Raw genomic sequence first — 19,302 nt, 5'->3', positions numbered from 1 at the left:
CATCTCCATCAACGGTCCATTTGCTATTTTTGGAACGAATATGTTAGCTCAATCCAACCTATATCTTTTTATCTCCCTACGAACTTGTCTTATCGACTGTAAACTACAAACTTATCGACTTTACCTACTAAAAAGTCGCCTTAGTCTGGAACTATTTCCGTTAGCCGATTATCATCGGTTAACATTATAGATTCATTAGCAACTTAAAAATTAGATGTTAAGGATTAACGCAAACACCGTAATTGTTAATAACCGGACTATGTTTGTTAACTCCACCGTTGTGTGAGGACACAACAAACTGGGTGTTTCCCGTCGCGTTGTCACTTGTCCAATAGTAGCCATCGGAAAAACCCACACCAATATAGTTTTCCACAAAACCCCAGTCAGTGAATAATCCAGCACCTATTCGACGCTGGTAGTGATTAGCTACTGATGATGGGGTAGCAGCAACAGCTCCGCTACAAAGACTGCTAGAATTTACACCAGAACAGACTGAATTAGTCAGATCCTTTACCTGTGCTAAACGATAACCTAAACTACGGCACCAAGATGCTTGATTAGGGGCAGTATTGTCATTGTTTCCTCGGTTTACAAACCACTTTTTCAACTCAAAACCATATCTGACTACTACGTTACCACTACTATCTCTACCTTCTAATTCAAATACCTGTGGTAAATTTGGCTTATAAATTTGATCAGGATTTGCTTGACTTTTTTGTACATCACTTGCCTTAGGCCCTGTTAAGGTAACTCGTGTTACAGTTTGAGTGCGATTGTTGCTAGGGAACCAAGTATCGCGTGCAGTTAACCTTCTGACTGTAGCGGTTATCCCTTCATGCGTAACAGATGACCATGTTAATTGAACGCCTCCACTTACGTCTAAATCAAAATATAAACCATCAGATCCCGTGGTCGGAAAGTTTAGATCGTAGGATGAGGGATTGGTTGATTGAACTAGAAATCCCTTAATTGGATTCCATATAGTATCGGGACCAGCGAAGTTGAGTCTAGATACAGTTGCGCCCTCAAGTAGATTTGGCCTTACAAAGCAGATAACGGGTGGCAAATTAGGATTAATATAATACGTTACCCTGCTACCAGAGAAAGTACTACTATCAGGCACACCATAACGAGTGGTTAAACGACCACCGGCACTACTTAATTCCACTCTATAAGGAGCATTACAAATATCTAAAGCATCACCACGATTAACCACTTTGCCATTCTTGTCTGTGAAAGTAACAGTTATATCCCCCGTTGCCGTTATGCCATCTTGTCCATCTCCATCATCATCCCCCCAATAGTTACCATTTGTCACTATGTCATTTATGCTAACTGAGTTGCTTGAAGGCGGAACTACCATATCAATATTAGCAAAAGTATCGCTTGCGCGTGGTAACACAATTGGTGTTACTGCTGAATTATTATCTTGCGGTGTAATTTTAGTACCGTCCGACAAAGTGATACCTAACAAACTATCTATTGTGGTAGTTTTAGTGACACCATCAAACGTTAAATACGGTGCGCTACCTTCAATAGTATTACTTGTACTAACTGTTAATGCCTGCAATTCTAATGAGTATGATAATAGTAATAGCGACATCAACAAAACCTTTGATGATACAAATGAAATCAAAAAAGTAATTTGCACAAAGTGACTCTTAAAAAAATTTACAACAACCATGACGATATCTCATTATTTTTAGGCCTATAAAATAGTATTTTCTATTCATAAACACTTTTGTTATTTACAAAAGCACTTAACCCTTTAATATTATTTACTCTATTTTTTATATATATTTTTAATGCTTTAGTTGTTCCTATAAGCTCTACCACGATAGCTAGAAATTAAAAAGCTAAGGAGTAACACATATTCCGTTGAAATCAGCAGAATCACCGTAGTCGTACATATAACCATCGAACGGGCTAACAGCAAAATAAGAGTTTTCGGTTATGCCATTCGCCCAGTATTCGACGAAATCGAAATCAGCATTGCTATAATATTGCATGTTGCCCCACTCGGAGAAAAGACCCGATCCTATATATCGCGAATACCAGTTTCCACTTGATGACGGAAGGGCTCCTTGACAATTACTGCCTAATTCAGTAGTACAGTCTGTATTAACAAGGTCTTTCACTTGTGGCATACGATATCCCAAACCGCTACACCATATAGCATGGTTCGAAGGAATATCATTTGTAAATCCGCGATTAACAAACCATGTCTGTAACACAAAACCATATTTTACTATTGTCTTTCCATTACTATCTCTACCCTTTAACTCGAATTCCTGAGGTAAATTTGGTTTGATTATTTGACTAGGATTTGAATTTCCCCATTGGTTTTTTGCCTCTGGACCAGTTAGAGTAACTCGTACACTAGTGCTAGTGACATTACTCATGGTAGCAGTTATACCCCCACCAGAAACTGAGTCCCAAGTAAGTGGTTGGTCACTTCCTGTTATTTCCAAATCAAAATATAAGTTATTTGCCGCCGTGGTTGGGAAATTTAAACCGTATGATGTGGGTATAACTGATTGAGTAAGAAAACCCTTATCAGCATTCCACATGAAATCAGGACTTTCGCCAGAATCATATCTCAAACTCGGCTTTGCAAATTCTACTTTTGCGCAGACATTGTTACTTGATGAGTTAGGGTTGAAGTAATATATTTCACTCCCTGCTTCAAATGCACTGCTATTAGGTATGCCGTAACGAGTACTTATACTACCTCCAGTACTACTTAATACCACTTTATAAGGTGCATTACATTTTGTTAATACTTCACTACGACTTATCGTTTGGTTATTCTTATCCGTGATTATCAGCGTTATATTCCCTGTAGCCGTTACTTCATTTGGTCCTTGTCCATCTCCATCATCATCCCCCCAATTCCCTTGTGCCACTAAATCACTAAAATTTACTACACTAGTTAATGGAGGAATTATCATATTAACATTAGCAAAACTTTGACCTACCAACGGTAACTCAATAGGATTTGTCGGCGATGAGTTATTAGTTTCTGGTGTAATTTTGGTACCATCTGATAATTTGATACCTAACAAATCCTCAATTTTAGTGATTTTAGTTACACCATCTAACGTTAAATAGGGTGCAGTTCCTTGAATAGTATTGGTCGAACTGACGGTTAATGCCTGCGATTCCAATGAATATGGCAATATTAATAACGACATCAACAAAACTTTTGATGATACAAATAAAATCAAATAAATAATTTGTACAAATTGATACTTAAAAAAATTTAAAATATGAATCCACCAGCTGCGGTAGTGGTAATAATACTGCATCGTTTCCAACCTATTTTTATTTTTCCTATGCGCTTCTGATATTTACCTGCAAAAGCGCATAACTCACTATTGTTTGTTTCTAACATTCTAAAAACAATTTTTTTAGTAATTTGTCTCTAATTGTTCATAACCCCATATACACTATAAGAATTAAATGTTAAGGAGTAACACAAACAGCATAAAAATTATCGTTCGGTTCACCACCGCTAACAGTGCCTAAGGATGAAAGTACTATGAACTGATCGTTCCCCGATGCATCACTTGTCCAATAGTGGAAATCAGCGAAGTTCGGACCGGTGTAACGACTTATATAGCCCCATTCTGTGAATAATCCTGCTCCTATTTGGCGTTGGTAAAAATTATTACTCGATGATGGAGTAGCGCCGATAGCACCTTGACACCAATTTCCTGAGTTCTGACCGGCGCAGGTTGCATTAGTTAGATCCCTTACCTGTGATAAACGATAACCTATACTACGACACCAAGAGGATTGATTAGATAACGTATCATCCTTATCCCCACGATTCACAAACCACTTCCACAACACAAATCCATATTTTACGACTACTTGACCTCTACTATTTCTACCCTCTAACTCGAAGGTCTGAGGAGTAAAAGAAGGTCCAGTAAGTAAACCAGGATTGCTTGAATTTATTTGACTACTACTTGCCCTAGGGCCATTTAACGTTACTCGTGTTACATATTTTGATTTATCACTAATCCAATTATCACTATTGTTTGGTTTTACCAACCTCACCGTTGCAGTTACTCCTCCTTTTGAGACAGGAGACCACGTCAATTGGCTTGCATCTATCTCATTAATGTCTAGGTCAAAATATAAACCATCAGCACCGGTAGAAGGAAAATTAAAATCATAAAATGGACTTTGAGCCTGAGTTAAAAAACCCTTATTTGGATCCCAAACTCTAGATGGACCTGCAAAATTAGAGCTGCCTTGTGCTAAATTTGGCCTTACCGCACAAATAGTTGGTGATAGAGGTAGAGAGATATAATACGACACCGTACCTGCACTGAAAGAAGTACTATTCGGCACACCATATTCTGTAGTTAAACTACCACCTGTAGTACTTAACGTTATCTTATAAGGCAACTTACAAATATCTATAGGATCAGCACGATTTACTAAATCGCCATATTTATTAGTAATTGTCATCGATAAACTTCCAGTCGCGGTAGCACCATTGTCACCATCATCATCTTTTAAATAGTTATACGGTGCCTGAATGAGTTCATTTAATCCAATTGTGTTTCCTGGATGAAAGAAGCGAACCGGAAAAAACATCTCTACCATCGATAAATCATCCCCTACACTAAATAACCGAATTGGATTTGTGGGGCTTGATTGGTTTGTTGATGGTGTAATTACTGTATTGTCGAGTAACTTGATAGACAACAAAGTTTCAGTGTCTATTGCCTTTGTCCGTCCTCCATCAAACGTTAAGTACGGTGCAGTTCCTTGAATACTGTTGGTCGTACTAACTGTTAATGCTTGCGAAGAAACTGGACATAGTAATAACCATAGTGGCATTAAAGACAACGATAATGAAATAGTAGATTTTGGAGCGAATTTTAATCGCAAAGCGAATAAAAACAAGTTCGCAGATTTCTTCGAAAGAATTGAGATTTGTGAGGTTTTAAAAAGATTTGAGTATTTAAAAATATTTAAGACATAGGTTTGCCAGTGCTGGTGCCTGGTGCCTGGTGCCTGAAATTATAACGCATTTTATCTTGCCCGTCAATTGTTTTTCTGTTTTATTTCGTTTTTTTATGCTTTTTTCTTATTACCTATATAAAGGTGAGTGAAAGTATAGTCGTTTGTAAAAATTTTAGATAGGTTCTTAATTGAGATTTTTGTAAAGTTTTGTTAAGATAAATCAATTTAATATTCGGTTAAGATAACTTTTTGACTTTTACGCACTGCACGCAAACCTCACTTAACTACTAGTAATAATGCGAAAATGCGATAAAAGACGCAATAAAAAAGAAACGCGTTTAGCTAGAAATAAACAAAAAAACTGAAAAAAAGTTAAATAAAAAAATGAGAGAATATAACTTATTGAAAAAGAGAAAAAAGAAAACAGATAATTAAAAAATCGCCTTTTCAGGTAGATTTAAATAATACTATTTTGCATTAGCAAACAAATATTAATAAAGGAGTATGAATTATATTGCTCAATATCGATATATTTTGTCACCTCCAAATAAATACATACACAAATTATTCATCACCGTTATTTTTAAAATATATGCTATAATGGCGCTTTATTTTTAATAAAAAGAGAGATTATTTTGCAGCAGTCGTTACAAGATTTTATTATTGATAAAATTGATGATCTAAAAGGAAAAGACATTGTTACCCTTGATGTTCGTGGCAAATCAAGTATTACCGATTATATGATTATTTGTACTGGCACTTCAAACCGTCATGTTTCCTCTATTGCTAACCATTTACTTGATGAAGCAAAAAAACAAGGTCATTTGGTGTTAGGTAGCGAAGGTAAAAGTGATGCCGATTGGGTCGTAGTTGATATGGATGCGATCATTGTACATATAATGCAAGAAGAAAGCCGTCAGCTTTACGAACTTGAGAAGCTTTGGAGTTAATCACGTGAAGATACAGCTTATTGCTGTTGGCAATAAAATGCCAAACTGGGTTACCACTGCTTTTAATGATTATCAATCACGATTTCCTAAAGATATGCCTTTAGAGCTTATTGAAATCCCCGCTGGAAAACGTACCAAAAATGCAGATATTGTACGGATCTTAGATAAAGAAGGCGAAGCAATGTTAAGTGCCTGTGGTAAAGGCAATCGCATTGTTACTCTTGATATTCCAGGTAAACCTTACACAACGCATAATTTAGCTGAACAATTAGAACGTTGGAAAGTAGATGGCCGTGATGTGAGTTTATTAATTGGTGGACCTGAGGGGTTATCTCCTTCTTGCAAAACGGCGGCGGAACAGAGTTGGTCACTGTCGCCACTTACCCTACCTCATCCTTTAGTGCGGGTTATTGTAGCTGAAAGCCTTTACCGTGCATGGAGTTTAACCACTAATCATCCTTATCATCGTGAATAATAAAGTAAGGTAAATATGATGAGCGCAATTATTTTAGATTTGCAAATTGCTACAGAAGATAACCAAAATTTGCCTACCGAAGCGCAAATTATGCAATGGTTAGAGGTTATTTTACCTCAGTTTATGGATAACGCCGAGCTCACTATCCGTATTGTCGATAAACAAGAAAGTCAGCAATTAAATAATACCTATCGTCATAAAGATAAGCCAACCAATGTATTATCTTTTCCATTTGAGTCACCCATTGAAATTGATGTTCCTTTGCTTGGCGATTTGGTGATTTGTAAGCAAGTGGTTGAAGCGGAAGCAGATCAGCAACATAAATCATTAACTTCACACTGGGCACATATGATTGTGCATGGTTGTTTGCATCTATTAGGCTATGATCATATCCTTGACGACGAGGCCGAAGAAATGGAAAATATCGAAATTGATATTATGCAGCAGTTGGGGTTTGAAGATCCTTATCAACCCATTGATGAATAAAATGTACGATAGGCCGTTTAGTTATATGCTATTTTGCAAACTTTTTTAGTAAGTAAATTAAGTAAACTAAGCCAAAAATAGTAAATTAATAATAAAGTAAGAAAGGAAAAGCACAAATGAGTGATGATAATCACCGGAGACCTAAAAAAGGGTTTGCATTATGGTTAAGTCAGTTATTTCATTCAGAACCAAAAGATAAAGAAGAACTGATCGAAGTGATCCGCGAAGCCGAAGAAAACGAGCTTATCGATCCAGATACGCTTGATATGATAGAAGGTGTTATGGATATTGCTGAACAACGCATTCGCGATATTATGATCCCCCGCTCTCAAATTGTTACCATTAAAGACAATTATTCACTTGATGAGTGTTTAGATATTATTTCTGAACATGGGCATTCCCGTTATCCTGTTATTAGTGAAGATCGCGATCATATTGAAGGGATTTTATTGGCAAAAGATCTGTTGATTTTTATTCGCCAAGGCGTCGATAATTTTGATTTGAAAAAAATCCTTAGACCAACCGTTGTTGTGCCTGAAAGTAAACGTGTTGATCATATGCTAAAAGAGTTTCGTATGCAGCGCTATCATATGGCAATGGCTATTGATGAATTTGGTGGTGTTTCGGGGCTTGTGACTATTGAAGATATTTTAGAACTCATCGTGGGCGATATTGAAGATGAGTATGATGAAGTTGAAGATCGCGATATTCGTCGCTTAACACAATCGGTTTATACTGTGCGAGCCCTCACTCCAGTGGAAGATTTTAATGAAATATTTTCAACTGATTTTAGTGATGATGAGATGGATACCATTGGAGGACTGGTAATGCAACATTTTGGACGCTTACCCTTACGCGGAGAAACCATTACCATTGACGGCTATCAATTTAAAGTTACCATTGCAGATCGAAGACGAATTATTCAATTGCATGTGACTATTCCTGATGGGGCTACCGTGCCTAATTTAGAGTTACCTGAAAATGCTTAAAAAAATATTATTAAGCCTAATTTTTGGTGGTATAGCAGTTTTTAGTTATGCTCCATTTCATATTTGGCCTTTAGCTTTTGTATCGTTTGCCGGTCTTTTATGGCTGATTGCCGATAGCTCTAAAAAACAAGCTATGTTACTGGGATTAAGTTGGGGCATTGGCTATTTTGCCGCTGGGATCCATTGGGTTTATATCAGTATTAAGCAATATGGAGAGTTACCCACCCCCATTGCTATTATTATTTTAGGTTTTTTAATCCTATACTTGTCGCTCTATCCTATGCTATTTGCTTTTCTATTAAGGATGGCAAATCGTTTTGCTGGAAAATTTTCATTTAAACAACTTATATTTCTTGCTCCAGTGCTTTGGCAATTAACCGAATTCTTACGAGGGTATATTTTAACCGGATTTGCTTGGTTGCAACTCGGTTATAGCCAACTAGATAGTCCGTTAAAAGGCTATTTTCCTATATTGGGGATTGATGGTGTTAATTTACTGCTAACAATTTTATGCGGATTATTTGTTTATTGCATAAAGACAATAAATAGCAAAACGCCAAAAAGGCACACGCTTGGTGCATTTATTGCACTGCTTGTGATCTTATTTGCACCAATTTTATTCAATAATATTAATTGGACTAAAGTTAATGACACTCGTTCAGCTAATTTTGTTTTAATTCAAGGAAATATTTCGCAGTCAATTCGTTGGACAAGAGAACAACTTAACAACACACTACAAACCTATACAAAACTGACTAAACAAAACTTTGGTAAAGATAAAATTATCATTTGGTCAGAGGCTAGCATCACCGATTACGAAATAAATCAACAATCTTTTTTACAATATCTAGATAACGAAGCCCGAGCCCATGATTCTGAAATAGCTGTTGGTATTATTGATTATCGTTTTGGCGAAGATGGGTATCAATCTAATGGATATATCTACAATACTTTATTAGTATTAGGAGAAAAGGAGCCTTATCAATATCCAACTATCAACCGTTATAAAAAACACCATCTAGTGCCCTTTGGGGAGTTTACACCGTTAGAATCAGTACTTGAACCAATTGCTGAATTGCTCAACATTCCTATGTCCTCAATGAAATCTGGCGAAGCAAAACAACCTCAATTACAAATAAAAGGCTTTAAATTTACCCCAGCCATTTGTTATGAAGTGATTTTATCTAATTTAATGTGGCAAAATTTTGTTCCAGACACTGATTTTTTACTTACTGTTTCAAACGATGCTTGGTTTGGTGATAGCATTGGACCTAAACAACATTTACAAATGGCGCAAGCTAGAGCGCTTGAATTTGGTAGACCGTTAATTCGTAGTACTAATACAGGTATTACAGCCATTATTGATCAGCATGGCAATATTGTTAAACAATTACCGCAATTTGAAACAGGCGCTTTATCTGCATCTGTATCACCAACAACAGGCCTAACGCCTTATGCTATATGGGGAAATTGGCCTTATTTAGTTGTGATGACATTAATGTTTATCTCTCTTTTTATTAAAAGACGTTCATAGTTCACGATACTGGCATAATTATTGCTTAAATATAATTGGGTTTAAATAAGTCTTGATGTAATTAATAATCTAATATTGCGTTAATTACTGGTTACATCTAGCTCCAATGATAGATAAATAAACAGTAAAAAGTACTTTTATGCTAAAAAATAAGTTATAATATACGCCCTTTGTAAAAATATTAAAATTATTTAATATGATACAAAATAAAACAGTAGGAGATGAGTATGAACAAAAAGACAAAATTAACCAAACTAGTGTTATCATTTGCAATGTTAGGTCTAATGACTGGTTCAGCTATTGCAGAAGAGCTAAGCGGTACATTAGCCAAAATTAAAGATACAGGTGTTATTGTTGTTGGTCATCGAGAATCTTCGATTCCATTTTCCTATTATGGTGAAAAACAAGAAGTTATTGGTTATTCACAAGACTATTCTAATTTAATTGTTGATGCAGTTAAAAAAGAATTAAATTTGCCAAATCTTCAAGTAAAATATTTACCAATTACCTCTAAGACTCGTATTCAATTACTTAACAACTATACTTATGATTTCGAATGTGGTTCAACCACAAATAACCTTGAACGTCAAAAAACAGTTGATTTTTCAGACAGTATTTTTATTGTTGGTACGCGCTTCTTAGTCAAAGCAGATAGCAATATCAATAGTATTGAAGATTTAAAAGGCAAAAATGTGGTAACTACTGCTGGCACAACGTCAGAAATCCGTTTAAATCAAATCAACAATAAAGATAACCTAGGTATTCGTATCATTACGCCAAAAGATCATGGCGATGCATTCAATGCACTTGAAACGGGTCGCGCTGTGGCATTTTTAATGGATGATGCATTACTTGCTGGTGAACGTTCTCGTGCAATTAATCCTGCTGAATGGAAAATTATTGGTGAACCGCTTTCTTATGAATCTTATGGTTGTATGTTAAGAAAAGGCGATACTCAATTTAAACAATTAATGGATAAAACCATTGCTGATGCACAAAAGTCAGGAAAGGCATTAGAATCCTATAACAAATGGTTTACTCAACCTGTTCCGCCAAAAGGTGCAAATATGGGTCTTGAGATTTCACCAAAAATGGTTGAACTATTTGCCAATCCTAATGATAAAGCATTAGATTAGTACTTTTCTTGTCTTTCCATCCATGTACTGAATGTGACAGCATTTGGTACATGATCTAATTTAGCGAATTAAATATATTATGATTTTTGATTGGATACAATTTATTAAAGCATGCTGTATACGTGTTTTCGACTTCTTTGTAAACTTTAACTGGATGCTTTTTTTTGAACCAACTCCTTATGGTGATGGAATTTATTTAAACTGGCTTTTAGACGGTGTTATCGTCACGGCTTCATTAGCTTTTACGGCATGGATCATCGCTTTTGTACTAGGATCGCTTGTTGGGATATGTAGAACATTAGATAATAAATTTTTAAATAACTTTGCAGCAAGTTATATTCAGCTATTTCGTAATATTCCATTACTTGTACAAATGTTTTTGTGGTACATGATACTGCCTGTAATATTAAGTGGCCGTATAAAAGTTTGGTTTATATCTGATTTATCGCCCAATGTAAGCGCATTTATCACTGCGACAATAGCACTAGGTTTGTTTACTTCAGCACGTATTGCTGAACAGGTAAGAACTGGCATTCAAACGTTACCAAAAGGTCAACGCTATGCCGCTATTGCTCTAGGTTTAACGAATCGACAAGCTTATATGTATGTTTTATTACCAAACGCTTATCGACGTATTATTCCACCATTAACATCAGAAATGACCAATATTATTAAAAACTCATCGGTCGCTTCAACAATTGGGTTAATTGATTTGATTGGTCAAATCGATCGTATCAATGAGTCAACTAATAGCATTATTGAAATATTGTTGGGTGTGACTATTACCTTTATGCTGATTAATTATTTGGTAATTACTGTGATGCGAATTGTTGAAAAGTACACTCGCTTACCTAACATGAGTCATGGAGGATAATATGCAGTTAATTAATTGGATTGCAAATATCCCTTCATTAGTATTAGATAATTATGAATTATTATTAAGTGGATTATGGCTAACAACTAAAATCACTTTCATCGCAGTTGCTTTTGGCATTGTTTGGGGAACCTTACTGGCGTTAATGCGCTTATCTAATATTAAAATATTAAATATTTTTGCAAAAAGTTATGTTACTTTATTTCGCTCAATACCTCTTTTATTAGTGTTATTATGGTTCTATTTAGCACTACCACAAGTGATTAAATATGTATTTAACTTACCACCTTATGCAGATGTACGTATTGCATCAGCGATGATTGCTTTTGCTCTATTTGAAGCTGCCTATTATTCTGAAATCATTCGTGCGGGTATTAATGCCGTTGCAAAAGGACAATACCACGCTGCTTATGCACTAGGAATGACTAAAAGCCAAGCAATGCGTTTAATTATTTTACCGCAAGCATTTAGATCTATGGTGCCATTATTATTAACCCAAGGTATTATCTTATTTCAAGATACGTCTTTAGTTTATGTTATGGGGTTAATAGATTTATTTGGCGCAAGTGTAACTCAAATTGGGGGCACCCAAGGCGGTACAGATAAATATTCAATGATTATTTTTGCAGCAGCAAGTTATTTTGTAATTTGTTTTACTGCTTCATGTTTAGTTAATTATTTTAAAAAAGGGATAAATCGATGATCTCCTTAGAAAATATATCAAAATGGTATGGACAATTTCAGGTATTAAAAAACTGCACCACGCGAGTTGGTAAAGGCGAAGTTGTTGTTGTGTGTGGTCCTTCAGGTTCAGGTAAATCAACACTGATAAAAACCGTTAATGCTTTAGAGCCAATTCAAAAAGGTAAAATTGTTATTAATGGTACAGAAATTACTAACAAATCAACAAATTTAGCAAAATTACGTTCTAAAGTGGGCATGGTGTTTCAACACTTTGAACTGTTTCCACATTTAACTATTTTAAAAAATCTAACACTTGCACAAATTAAAGTGTTAGGTCGAACAGACGAAGAAGCTCGAGAAAAAGCGCTTAATCTTTTAGAGCGTGTTGGTTTACTTGCCCATGCAGATAAATACCCTGCTCAGCTCTCTGGTGGTCAACAACAACGTGTAGCGATCGCTCGTGCATTATGTATGGATCCTATTGTTATGTTGTTTGATGAACCAACCTCAGCACTAGATCCTGAAATGGTAAACGAAGTGCTAGATGTTATGGTTGAACTGGCTTATGAAGGTATGACTATGATGGTGGTTACTCATGAAATGGGCTTTGCGCGTAAGGTAGCCCACCGAGTTATCTTTATGGATGCTGGTGAAATTATTGAAGATACCTCAAAAGAGCAGTTCTTTACTAATCCACAATCAGATCGTGCTAAAGACTTCTTAGCTAAAATTATCCATTAATTTAATTATTACAGGGCTTTTAGCCCTGTTATATTCTTCCTCGAATTACACATCATCTTTCAAAAAATAAACTCAAATATGCTTATCAAAACAGAATCAGCTATTATTTTGCAATAAACTGACTAAACCACTATGTCTTTGCGTTTGTGATTTAATTGCTTGTAACAAGATAGCTTCAGTCGCATAAATTGAAACCGTTTTTTTAGCACGGGTAATAGCAGTATAAAGTAAAGAACGATTAAGTAACGGCGAATTATCAGTTGGTAAGATAATATTGACATGATCAAACTCTGAACCTTGCGATTTATGAATTGTCATGGCATACGCTGTTTCATGTTCAGGTAAGCGAAATGGTGAAAATCCTTTAATTGAACCGTCAGCAAATGGAAAATATACTCGCAATTTTGAGCTGTCATGCTCAGCCATTAATGTAATGCCAATATCGCCATTATAGAGCCCTAATGAAGTGCTATTACGTAATATCATGATGGGTCGACCAACATACCATGCCTCTTTATTTTTCAAATAAATTAATTTGTTTTTGGCTAAAAGTAATTCAATTTGTTTATTTAAACCTTCGACACCAAAATGTCCTTCTCTGACAGCACAAAGTAAGCGATATTCAGCAAATTTAGATAAAACCAACGCTATATCATTAGTTCCATTCTGCTTAATCACATTTAAATAATGTTTATAATGATTAATACTATCGTGTAAAATATCTTCATAAGCCTGTTGTGAAGAAAGAGCATGATACTGAATATCACTCAGTGATTCATCTAATAATAATTTTTTAACAGAAGTTGAGCTCCCAGCTTTGACTGCATTAGCCAACAAGCCAATACCAGATGATTCGTTAAAACGATAACTTTTTTGTAATAAACAAATGCTATCAGTAATTTTTGCTGTTTGCTGGCAAGCTGGTACATCATAACCAGTCAATTGACTTAGCTCTTTTGCCCGTGCTTCACTATAACCATGCGAAATAAAGGTACAAAGGTCACCAAACACGGCTCCGGCTTCAACTGATGAGAGTTGATCTTTATCACCTAACAAAATTAAACGAGCAGAATTAGGTAATGCTTCAATTACTCTTGCCATCATATTTAAATCAACCATAGATGCTTCATCAATGACTAACACATCGACATGCAATGGATTATTCTTATCATGCTTAAATGAACGATTATCTGCTTTTGCACCTAATAAACGATGTAAAGTGATTGCTTCTGCTTTTATATTTAGTGATGCAAAATCGAGTTGCTCGATTGTGCGACTCAGTGATTCGGTTAACCTTGATGCCGCTTTTCCTGTAGGTGCCGATGTAATAATTCGAGCATGCGGATTGGTTAACAAAATTCCGGCTAAAATTTTGGCAACAGTGGTTGTTTTACCTGTACCTGGTCCACCAGAAATAATAGCAACTTTGCGAGTTAACGCAGCAGCAACTGCTACTTTTTGCCAATCGATTTCGGTTTGGTTCTGAATAAAAAGTTGATTAAGTACAGTGGTTAAATCAGTATTGTAGCTAAGTTCTTTATCTAAAGCTGTATGATTGAAATATTGAGCTACATTTTGTTCATCTGACCACATTCTTTGAAAATAAAGTTTATTTTCAATAAAAATAAGCGGAGACAAATTTGTTCCATCACTTACAACCTGACTATCATAAGCTTGTTCAAGAGCAATTTTCCAATCTTGCACATTTGGCGAATCTAATTGTAACCAAAGCTGTGATTCAATCGTTGATGCATCTAAATAAGCAAGATCTAGACAAACATGACCCGATCTAACCTCTTTACTTAGTGATAGAACCAAAAAACTAAAACGTTTGATAGTAATATCATCATTTAACATTGCTTTATTCGTCAAAAACGTTGCCAAATGAATATCAAGCAAACTACTTTGGCTATCTTGTTTAAATTGGTTTAACCACTCGTTTAACATATTCTATTTCTGTTATTAACTTATAAACCAATTATATCGTTAACTTTATCTTTTGGATAAGTCAGTTTAAAACTTAAGTTAAGATTTTTATTTTCACTTGGGTTTAACTTAAATTTCCATGCTAATTCGCCTGTTTCTTTATTGTAGCTTGCACCGTCATATTTTGCATCATCAAGTGAAACTGATTTATTGACTATCGTTGGTAGTTGATCATAAACAACAATATCAATAGGCAGTGTTTTGGCATTTTTTACATCAATGGTATAAGCATATTTTTGTGAAATATCATTACCAAATAACGAAGGTTTTGATGTTTCATTAACATTACGGTCACGTGAAATAAAAATATTTTTATCTTTTCCTAAAGATATATCGAGTGTCTCTTTTAGATCTTTAGTGGTAATAAAGCTTTCGCCAACATAATTACCATTAAAAAAGACTGTCGACCTTCCTGGTAAAAGATTAAGCTTATCCCAATCAATAATTTGTGCTTGTAAGTACACACTGTTATCTAATTTAGGAATAGCAATATAATGATATTCTGCTTGAACTTCTTTATCTTGTAATGTAAGGATATTATTCTTACTATTGGATTTAATGGTATAAGGTAATTTAACCTCAAAACGGGTATTAATACCCAATGTATTGGTTAATGCATTATCATCATTAGCGTAAACTGATCTTGACTTTCTTGCACTGATTTCATCGTAATCTTTCTCACTCTTAGTGAAAAAGAACCCACCTTTTTCAGTATACATGTCAATATACCAAGGAGCTAAATCTGGAGCAGTTATGCCTTCACTTGGCTTAGAAGTTGATAAACTGAAATCAATATTTTGCCAATCTAAACCACTATTTTGATAAATATCGGCTTTATATGTTAGTTGTAACGGAGCACTGACATCAGTAACACGTACATCATAAACCGGCGCCCAACCAGCTTTATTCGTAACATAGGACAAGGTAACTGGCAGTGTAACATCTTTATCAGAATAAATTTTCACGATAATTGCATTGGTTGTGTTTTTTATCAAAGCTTTCTGTTTATCGATCTTATCTTGGCATTGTGCTATTTGCTCTTCTATTTGATTGACTTCTTTTTGGAGTCTGTTTTGTTCGTTTAATGTCGAAACTAAATTGCTCTTGACAAAATCCAAAGTATTTTTCATCTCATTAAAATTATCATTTGCATTTTTAACTAATTGCTCCAAACGATTGCCTTGTAAAAGGTTAACTTGTTCAGATACGGCTTTTAATTGCACTTCAGTGGTATCAAATTTTTCTTGTAACTGTTTTAACTCATTAAGTAAAGGCTTAATATCTTCACTTTCTTTATTATCACCTTCATAACTATCATCTAATGACGTTGACAATACTTTTACATTAGCATTATTACCAAATCCCACATTAATTGAATTAGTTTTGACACCATCAGCAATTCCTGTCAATAAAATTTCATTTTCCCCTTTGGTTAACGACACCGTTGATTGCCCTTGTAATTCTGCACCTTGCAAAAAAAGCGTGACTTTATTAAGTGTTACATTATTGTTTGCAAAAACACTGCTAGAAGCAAATGCAATTAAAAAAGCTAATTTCTGAATTTTCATATATTTCCTTTGAAGTAAAAACTAATTCATAACTATTTAAATATAATTATGTTATAAGTTAAACGGCACATAATTCTCTTTAACAATGGTAATAGAGTCGTTATTTTATCTGTTTAATTGCTATTAATTTTAACATAGTTGTAAAAAAAATAAATTATTTTACGTTTAATATATTGAACAAAAAATAAAAATGATTTATATTTTGTTTAAAATAAAAAACAAAATAAGGGGACTATATGAGTAACTTCAGTTATCTAAAAAAAGCAATCAAACGTAAGAATATATCTTTACAGACTGTAGCCGATGCTTGCCAAATGACTAAAGGTTATCTTAGTCAACTCATTAATGATAAAATTAAAAATCCAAGTGCACAAAAATTACAATCACTCCATCAATATTTACAAATTGAAGAACCAACCAAAAATAAAAAAGTGGGTGTGATTTTTGGCAAATTTTATCCTTTACATACTGGGCATATTTATCTTATTCAACGAGCAATTAGTCAGGTTGATGAGTTATATGTTATTCTTTGTTCTGATACTCAACGCGACGAAGCGCTTTTTAAACAAAGTGCTATGTCTCGCCAACCAACTATTAATGATAGAATTCGTTGGCTACTGCAAACTTTTAAATATCAAAAAAATATCCACATTGAATTATTAGAAGAAGACGGCATTCCAGCTTACCCAAATGGCTGGCATGAGTGGAGTGAACGAGTAAAGAAACTATTTCAAGAAAAAGGCATAAAACCAGATTATGTTTACTCAAGTGAACCGCAAGATGTCGCTATGTATAAAGATTTGTTTGATCTAGAAACTGTCTTAATTGATCCAAAACGACAATTTATGCAAATAAGTGGTACTCAAATCCGTCAAGCACCGCTGAAAAACTGGCAATACATTCCAACCGAAGTTAGACCTTTTTTTGTTAGAACCGTTGCCATTTTAGGGGGAGAATCTAGTGGTAAATCAACTTTAGTTAATAAACTAGCAAACGTATTTAACACAACCAGTGCATGGGAATATGGTCGGGATTATGTATTTTCTCAACTTGGCGGGGACGAACGCGCATTACAGTATGCTGACTACGATAAAATCGCATTAGGGCATGCACAATATATCGATTTTGCCATAAAACATGCCAATAAAGTTTCGTTTATTGATACCGATTTTGTGACAACTCAAGCTTTTTGTAAAAAATATGAAGGTAAAGAACATCCATTTTTACAAGCTATGATCAATAACTATCGTTTTGATTTAGTAATTTTACTCGGCAATAACACGCCATGGGTCGCTGATGGTTTACGTCATTTAGGCAGTCCAAAACAACGTAAAGATTTTCAAAAACTATTAATAACGTTATTAGAAAAAAATAATATCAAATATATAGAAATAGAATCGCCCGATTACGAAGAACGTTATTTACGCTGCATTGAACTAGTTAATCAACTTATTAATGATGAAGAGTAATAAATTATGAATAAATTAAGCAATCTTGCCATTTTAATTGGACGTAATAAATTCTATCCATTTTTTTGTATATTATGTGTAACACTAGCATTTTTATACACTGACCCATTTACTGAATTTGATTTACGCTATGCTACTTCTTACATAGGCGCTTTTTGCGGTCTGCTATGCGTTATCTTATTAGCAAAACGTAAAAACATGGGAAATGTATTAGGTATGTTTGCCGTAGTTGCAGAATGTTGTGCAAATGTTCTTGGCGGCAATATTGGTGCAGGACTACCGCCTGTCTACTATTTTTGTTCACACATCTATGGTTTATTCACTTGGCAAAAGAACCTTGATAATAATAAAAACGTTAAAGTTCGCTCACTCAATGAAACCACATTTTTATATACAATCATATTTCTTATTATTGCCGCTTTTATTAATATTTATTTAACGGATAAAATTGGTGCAACCAATACAACCTACCAGCTCATAACTAACTGTTTTATATTTGGTCTAGGTATTGTTGCTCAATTATTATTGATGATGCGATATGCGTTTAACTGGTATTTATGGGTTATATTAAATGTACTGGTAATTGGTTTAAATATCTATACCGACAATATCATTATCGCAACACAATATTTAATTTATCTGTTTAATGCCATTTATGGAATTTGTGAATGGAAACGCTCTGAGCAACCAGAGTAAATATCCAAATTTGCTTAAAAAGTTTCAGGAAAGACTATATTTAAATATAAAAATAGAAAATAAGTGCTTTATTTTCTATTTTTTTATTTGAGATGCAGTCTAATTATTCAACATCCCCTTTAACCAAAGGCACGAATATAACCTCGCCCATATTTTTAGCTACAAAATTATCTCCATCACGCTCAATTAATTGTAAAACCTGTTTATTTTCGCCAACAGGAATAACTAAACGTCCTTTATCGGCTAACTGTTCTAGTAAGCTTTGTGGCACTTCAGATGCGGCGGCTGTAACAATGATGCCATCAAATGGTCCACGCTCAGGCCAACCTAACCAACCATCACCATGGCGTGTTGCAATGTTATGAATATCAAGTTGCTTTAAACGGCGTTTAGTATTCCATTGTAGACTTTTTATTCGTTCTACCGAGCAGACATTTTCGACTAACTTTGCTAAAACAGCCGTTTGATATCCCGACCCTGTTCCAATTTCAAGTACTTTTGAATTAGGCTCTAATTTTAATAGTTCAGTCATCTTTGCTACGATATAAGGCTGAGAAATAGTTTGACCGCTTCCTATTGGCAATGGACGATTATCGTAAGCTTGATGCGAAAGCGCCTCATCAACAAAATGTTCACGAGGAATTGACGCAATAGCATCTAAAACGCGCTCGTCTTTTATTCCTTGTTGCCGTAAGAATTTAATTAGGGATTGCATTTTTAGATTTTGCATT

Annotated in this window: 17 protein-coding genes; 11 read left to right on the top strand and 6 right to left on the bottom strand. The window is 34.7% G+C overall.

Features of this window, described 5'->3' with window-relative positions; genetic code table 11:
- Positions 1–217: 217 nt before the first annotated feature.
- From A9G31_RS06470 to A9G31_RS06460, 3 genes are all read right to left on the bottom strand, one after another.
- Positions 218–1,603, bottom strand: coding sequence for a hypothetical protein (locus A9G31_RS06470; protein WP_065560960.1), 1,386 nt, complete (start codon positions 1,601–1,603; stop codon positions 218–220).
- 253 nt (positions 1,604–1,856) lie between these two features.
- Entirely contained in the window at positions 1,857–3,194 is a 1,338-nt protein-coding gene (locus A9G31_RS06465) for a hypothetical protein (protein ID WP_141671400.1), read from the bottom strand.
- Positions 3,195–3,465: 271 nt separating this feature from the next.
- A complete protein-coding gene (locus tag A9G31_RS06460) occupies positions 3,466–4,857 on the bottom strand; it encodes a hypothetical protein (RefSeq protein ID WP_141671399.1) in 1,392 nt (463 codons plus the stop codon).
- A gap of 758 nt (positions 4,858–5,615) precedes the next feature.
- Here A9G31_RS06460 and rsfS point away from each other — a divergent pair.
- The 9 genes from rsfS to A9G31_RS06410 all read left to right on the top strand — a co-directional run bounded on the left by rsfS (position 5,616) and on the right by A9G31_RS06410 (position 12,852).
- Positions 5,616–5,933: a ribosome silencing factor gene (rsfS, locus tag A9G31_RS06450; RefSeq protein WP_065560956.1), complete on the top strand. Its 318-nt coding sequence runs from the start codon at positions 5,616–5,618 to the stop codon at positions 5,931–5,933.
- Between the two features lie 4 nt (positions 5,934–5,937).
- Entirely contained in the window at positions 5,938–6,408 is a 471-nt protein-coding gene (rlmH, locus tag A9G31_RS06445; RefSeq protein WP_065560955.1) for a 23S rRNA (pseudouridine(1915)-N(3))-methyltransferase RlmH, read from the top strand.
- 18 nt (positions 6,409–6,426) lie between these two features.
- Entirely contained in the window at positions 6,427–6,894 is a 468-nt protein-coding gene (gene ybeY, locus A9G31_RS06440) for an rRNA maturation RNase YbeY (RefSeq protein WP_065560954.1), read from the top strand.
- Positions 6,895–7,010: 116 nt separating this feature from the next.
- Complete coding sequence (gene corC, locus A9G31_RS06435; RefSeq protein ID WP_065560953.1) at positions 7,011–7,883, top strand: CNNM family magnesium/cobalt transport protein CorC; 873 nt, start codon at positions 7,011–7,013, stop codon at positions 7,881–7,883.
- Positions 7,876–9,417, top strand: a complete 1,542-nt coding sequence (lnt, locus tag A9G31_RS06430; RefSeq protein ID WP_065560952.1) for an apolipoprotein N-acyltransferase — start codon at positions 7,876–7,878, stop codon at positions 9,415–9,417. The genes corC and lnt overlap by 8 nt, the downstream gene beginning before the upstream one ends.
- 227 nt (positions 9,418–9,644) lie before the next feature.
- Positions 9,645–10,553 (top strand): glutamate/aspartate ABC transporter substrate-binding protein, encoded by a 909-nt coding sequence (locus tag A9G31_RS06425; RefSeq protein ID WP_065560951.1) that lies wholly within the window; start codon positions 9,645–9,647, stop codon positions 10,551–10,553.
- Positions 10,554–10,707: 154 nt separating this feature from the next.
- Entirely contained in the window at positions 10,708–11,427 is a 720-nt protein-coding gene (locus A9G31_RS06420) for an amino acid ABC transporter permease (protein WP_065560986.1), read from the top strand.
- Between the two features lies 1 nt (position 11,428).
- On the top strand, positions 11,429–12,130 hold the full coding sequence (locus A9G31_RS06415; RefSeq protein WP_065560950.1) for an ABC transporter permease subunit: 702 nt from the start codon (positions 11,429–11,431) through the stop codon (positions 12,128–12,130).
- Positions 12,127–12,852: an amino acid ABC transporter ATP-binding protein gene (locus A9G31_RS06410; RefSeq protein ID WP_065560949.1), complete on the top strand. Its 726-nt coding sequence runs from the start codon at positions 12,127–12,129 to the stop codon at positions 12,850–12,852. The genes A9G31_RS06415 and A9G31_RS06410 overlap by 4 nt, the downstream gene beginning before the upstream one ends.
- 96 nt (positions 12,853–12,948) lie before the next feature.
- Here the strand turns inward: A9G31_RS06410 and recD are convergent, their stop codons facing one another.
- Complete coding sequence (recD, locus tag A9G31_RS06405; protein WP_065560948.1) at positions 12,949–14,799, bottom strand: exodeoxyribonuclease V subunit alpha; 1,851 nt, start codon at positions 14,797–14,799, stop codon at positions 12,949–12,951.
- 20 nt (positions 14,800–14,819) lie between these two features.
- Positions 14,820–16,406, bottom strand: coding sequence for a DUF4139 domain-containing protein (locus A9G31_RS06400; RefSeq protein WP_065560947.1), 1,587 nt, complete (start codon positions 16,404–16,406; stop codon positions 14,820–14,822).
- A 236-nt stretch (positions 16,407–16,642) separates the two neighbouring features.
- Between A9G31_RS06400 and nadR the strand changes: the two genes are divergently transcribed.
- Both nadR and pnuC read left to right on the top strand, forming a co-directional pair.
- The gene (gene nadR / locus A9G31_RS06395) at positions 16,643–17,875 is read left to right on the top strand and encodes a multifunctional transcriptional regulator/nicotinamide-nucleotide adenylyltransferase/ribosylnicotinamide kinase NadR (RefSeq protein WP_065560946.1); all 1,233 of its coding nucleotides are present in this window, start codon (positions 16,643–16,645) and stop codon (positions 17,873–17,875) included.
- Positions 17,876–17,881: 6 nt separating this feature from the next.
- Positions 17,882–18,571 (top strand): nicotinamide riboside transporter PnuC, encoded by a 690-nt coding sequence (gene pnuC, locus A9G31_RS06390; protein WP_065560945.1) that lies wholly within the window; start codon positions 17,882–17,884, stop codon positions 18,569–18,571.
- A 103-nt stretch (positions 18,572–18,674) separates the two neighbouring features.
- Here pnuC and A9G31_RS06385 read toward each other — a convergent pair whose 3' ends face one another.
- Positions 18,675–19,301, bottom strand: a complete 627-nt coding sequence (locus tag A9G31_RS06385) for a protein-L-isoaspartate(D-aspartate) O-methyltransferase (protein WP_065560944.1) — start codon at positions 19,299–19,301, stop codon at positions 18,675–18,677.
- Position 19,302: the final 1 nt, after the last annotated feature.

The organism is Gilliamella sp. Gris1-4 (assembly GCF_001690335.1).
Classification (GTDB): Bacteria; Pseudomonadota; Gammaproteobacteria; order Enterobacterales; family Orbaceae; genus Gilliamella; species Gilliamella apicola_P.
Note: the sequence above shows the minus strand (reverse complement) of the source record. Positions and strands in the feature narration are given on the sequence as shown.

Bases quoted from the DNA above. Each gene is read 5' to 3' on its own strand.
- corC (WP_065560953.1), top strand. From the start codon at position 7,011: ATGAGTGATGATAATCACCGGAGACCTAAAAAAGGGTTTGCATTATGG.
- A9G31_RS06420 (WP_065560986.1), top strand. From the start codon at position 10,708: ATGCTTTTTTTTGAACCAACTCCTTATGGTGATGGAATTTATTTAAAC.
- A9G31_RS06425 (WP_065560951.1), top strand. From the start codon at position 9,645: ATGAACAAAAAGACAAAATTAACCAAACTAGTGTTATCATTTGCAATG.
- lnt (WP_065560952.1), top strand. From the start codon at position 7,876: ATGCTTAAAAAAATATTATTAAGCCTAATTTTTGGTGGTATAGCAGTT.
- recD (WP_065560948.1), bottom strand. From the start codon at position 14,799: ATGTTAAACGAGTGGTTAAACCAATTTAAACAAGATAGCCAAAGTAGT.
- A9G31_RS06400 (WP_065560947.1), bottom strand. From the start codon at position 16,406: ATGAAAATTCAGAAATTAGCTTTTTTAATTGCATTTGCTTCTAGCAGT.
- A9G31_RS06460 (WP_141671399.1), bottom strand. From the start codon at position 4,857: ATGCCACTATGGTTATTACTATGTCCAGTTTCTTCGCAAGCATTAACA.
- ybeY (WP_065560954.1), top strand. From the start codon at position 6,427: ATGAGCGCAATTATTTTAGATTTGCAAATTGCTACAGAAGATAACCAA.
- A9G31_RS06415 (WP_065560950.1), top strand. From the start codon at position 11,429: ATGCAGTTAATTAATTGGATTGCAAATATCCCTTCATTAGTATTAGAT.
- A9G31_RS06410 (WP_065560949.1), top strand. From the start codon at position 12,127: ATGATCTCCTTAGAAAATATATCAAAATGGTATGGACAATTTCAGGTA.
- pnuC (WP_065560945.1), top strand. From the start codon at position 17,882: ATGAATAAATTAAGCAATCTTGCCATTTTAATTGGACGTAATAAATTC.
- nadR (WP_065560946.1), top strand. From the start codon at position 16,643: ATGAGTAACTTCAGTTATCTAAAAAAAGCAATCAAACGTAAGAATATA.
- A9G31_RS06385 (WP_065560944.1), bottom strand. From the start codon at position 19,301: ATGCAAAATCTAAAAATGCAATCCCTAATTAAATTCTTACGGCAACAA.
- A9G31_RS06470 (WP_065560960.1), bottom strand. From the start codon at position 1,603: ATGTCGCTATTACTATTATCATACTCATTAGAATTGCAGGCATTAACA.
- A9G31_RS06465 (WP_141671400.1), bottom strand. From the start codon at position 3,194: ATGTCGTTATTAATATTGCCATATTCATTGGAATCGCAGGCATTAACC.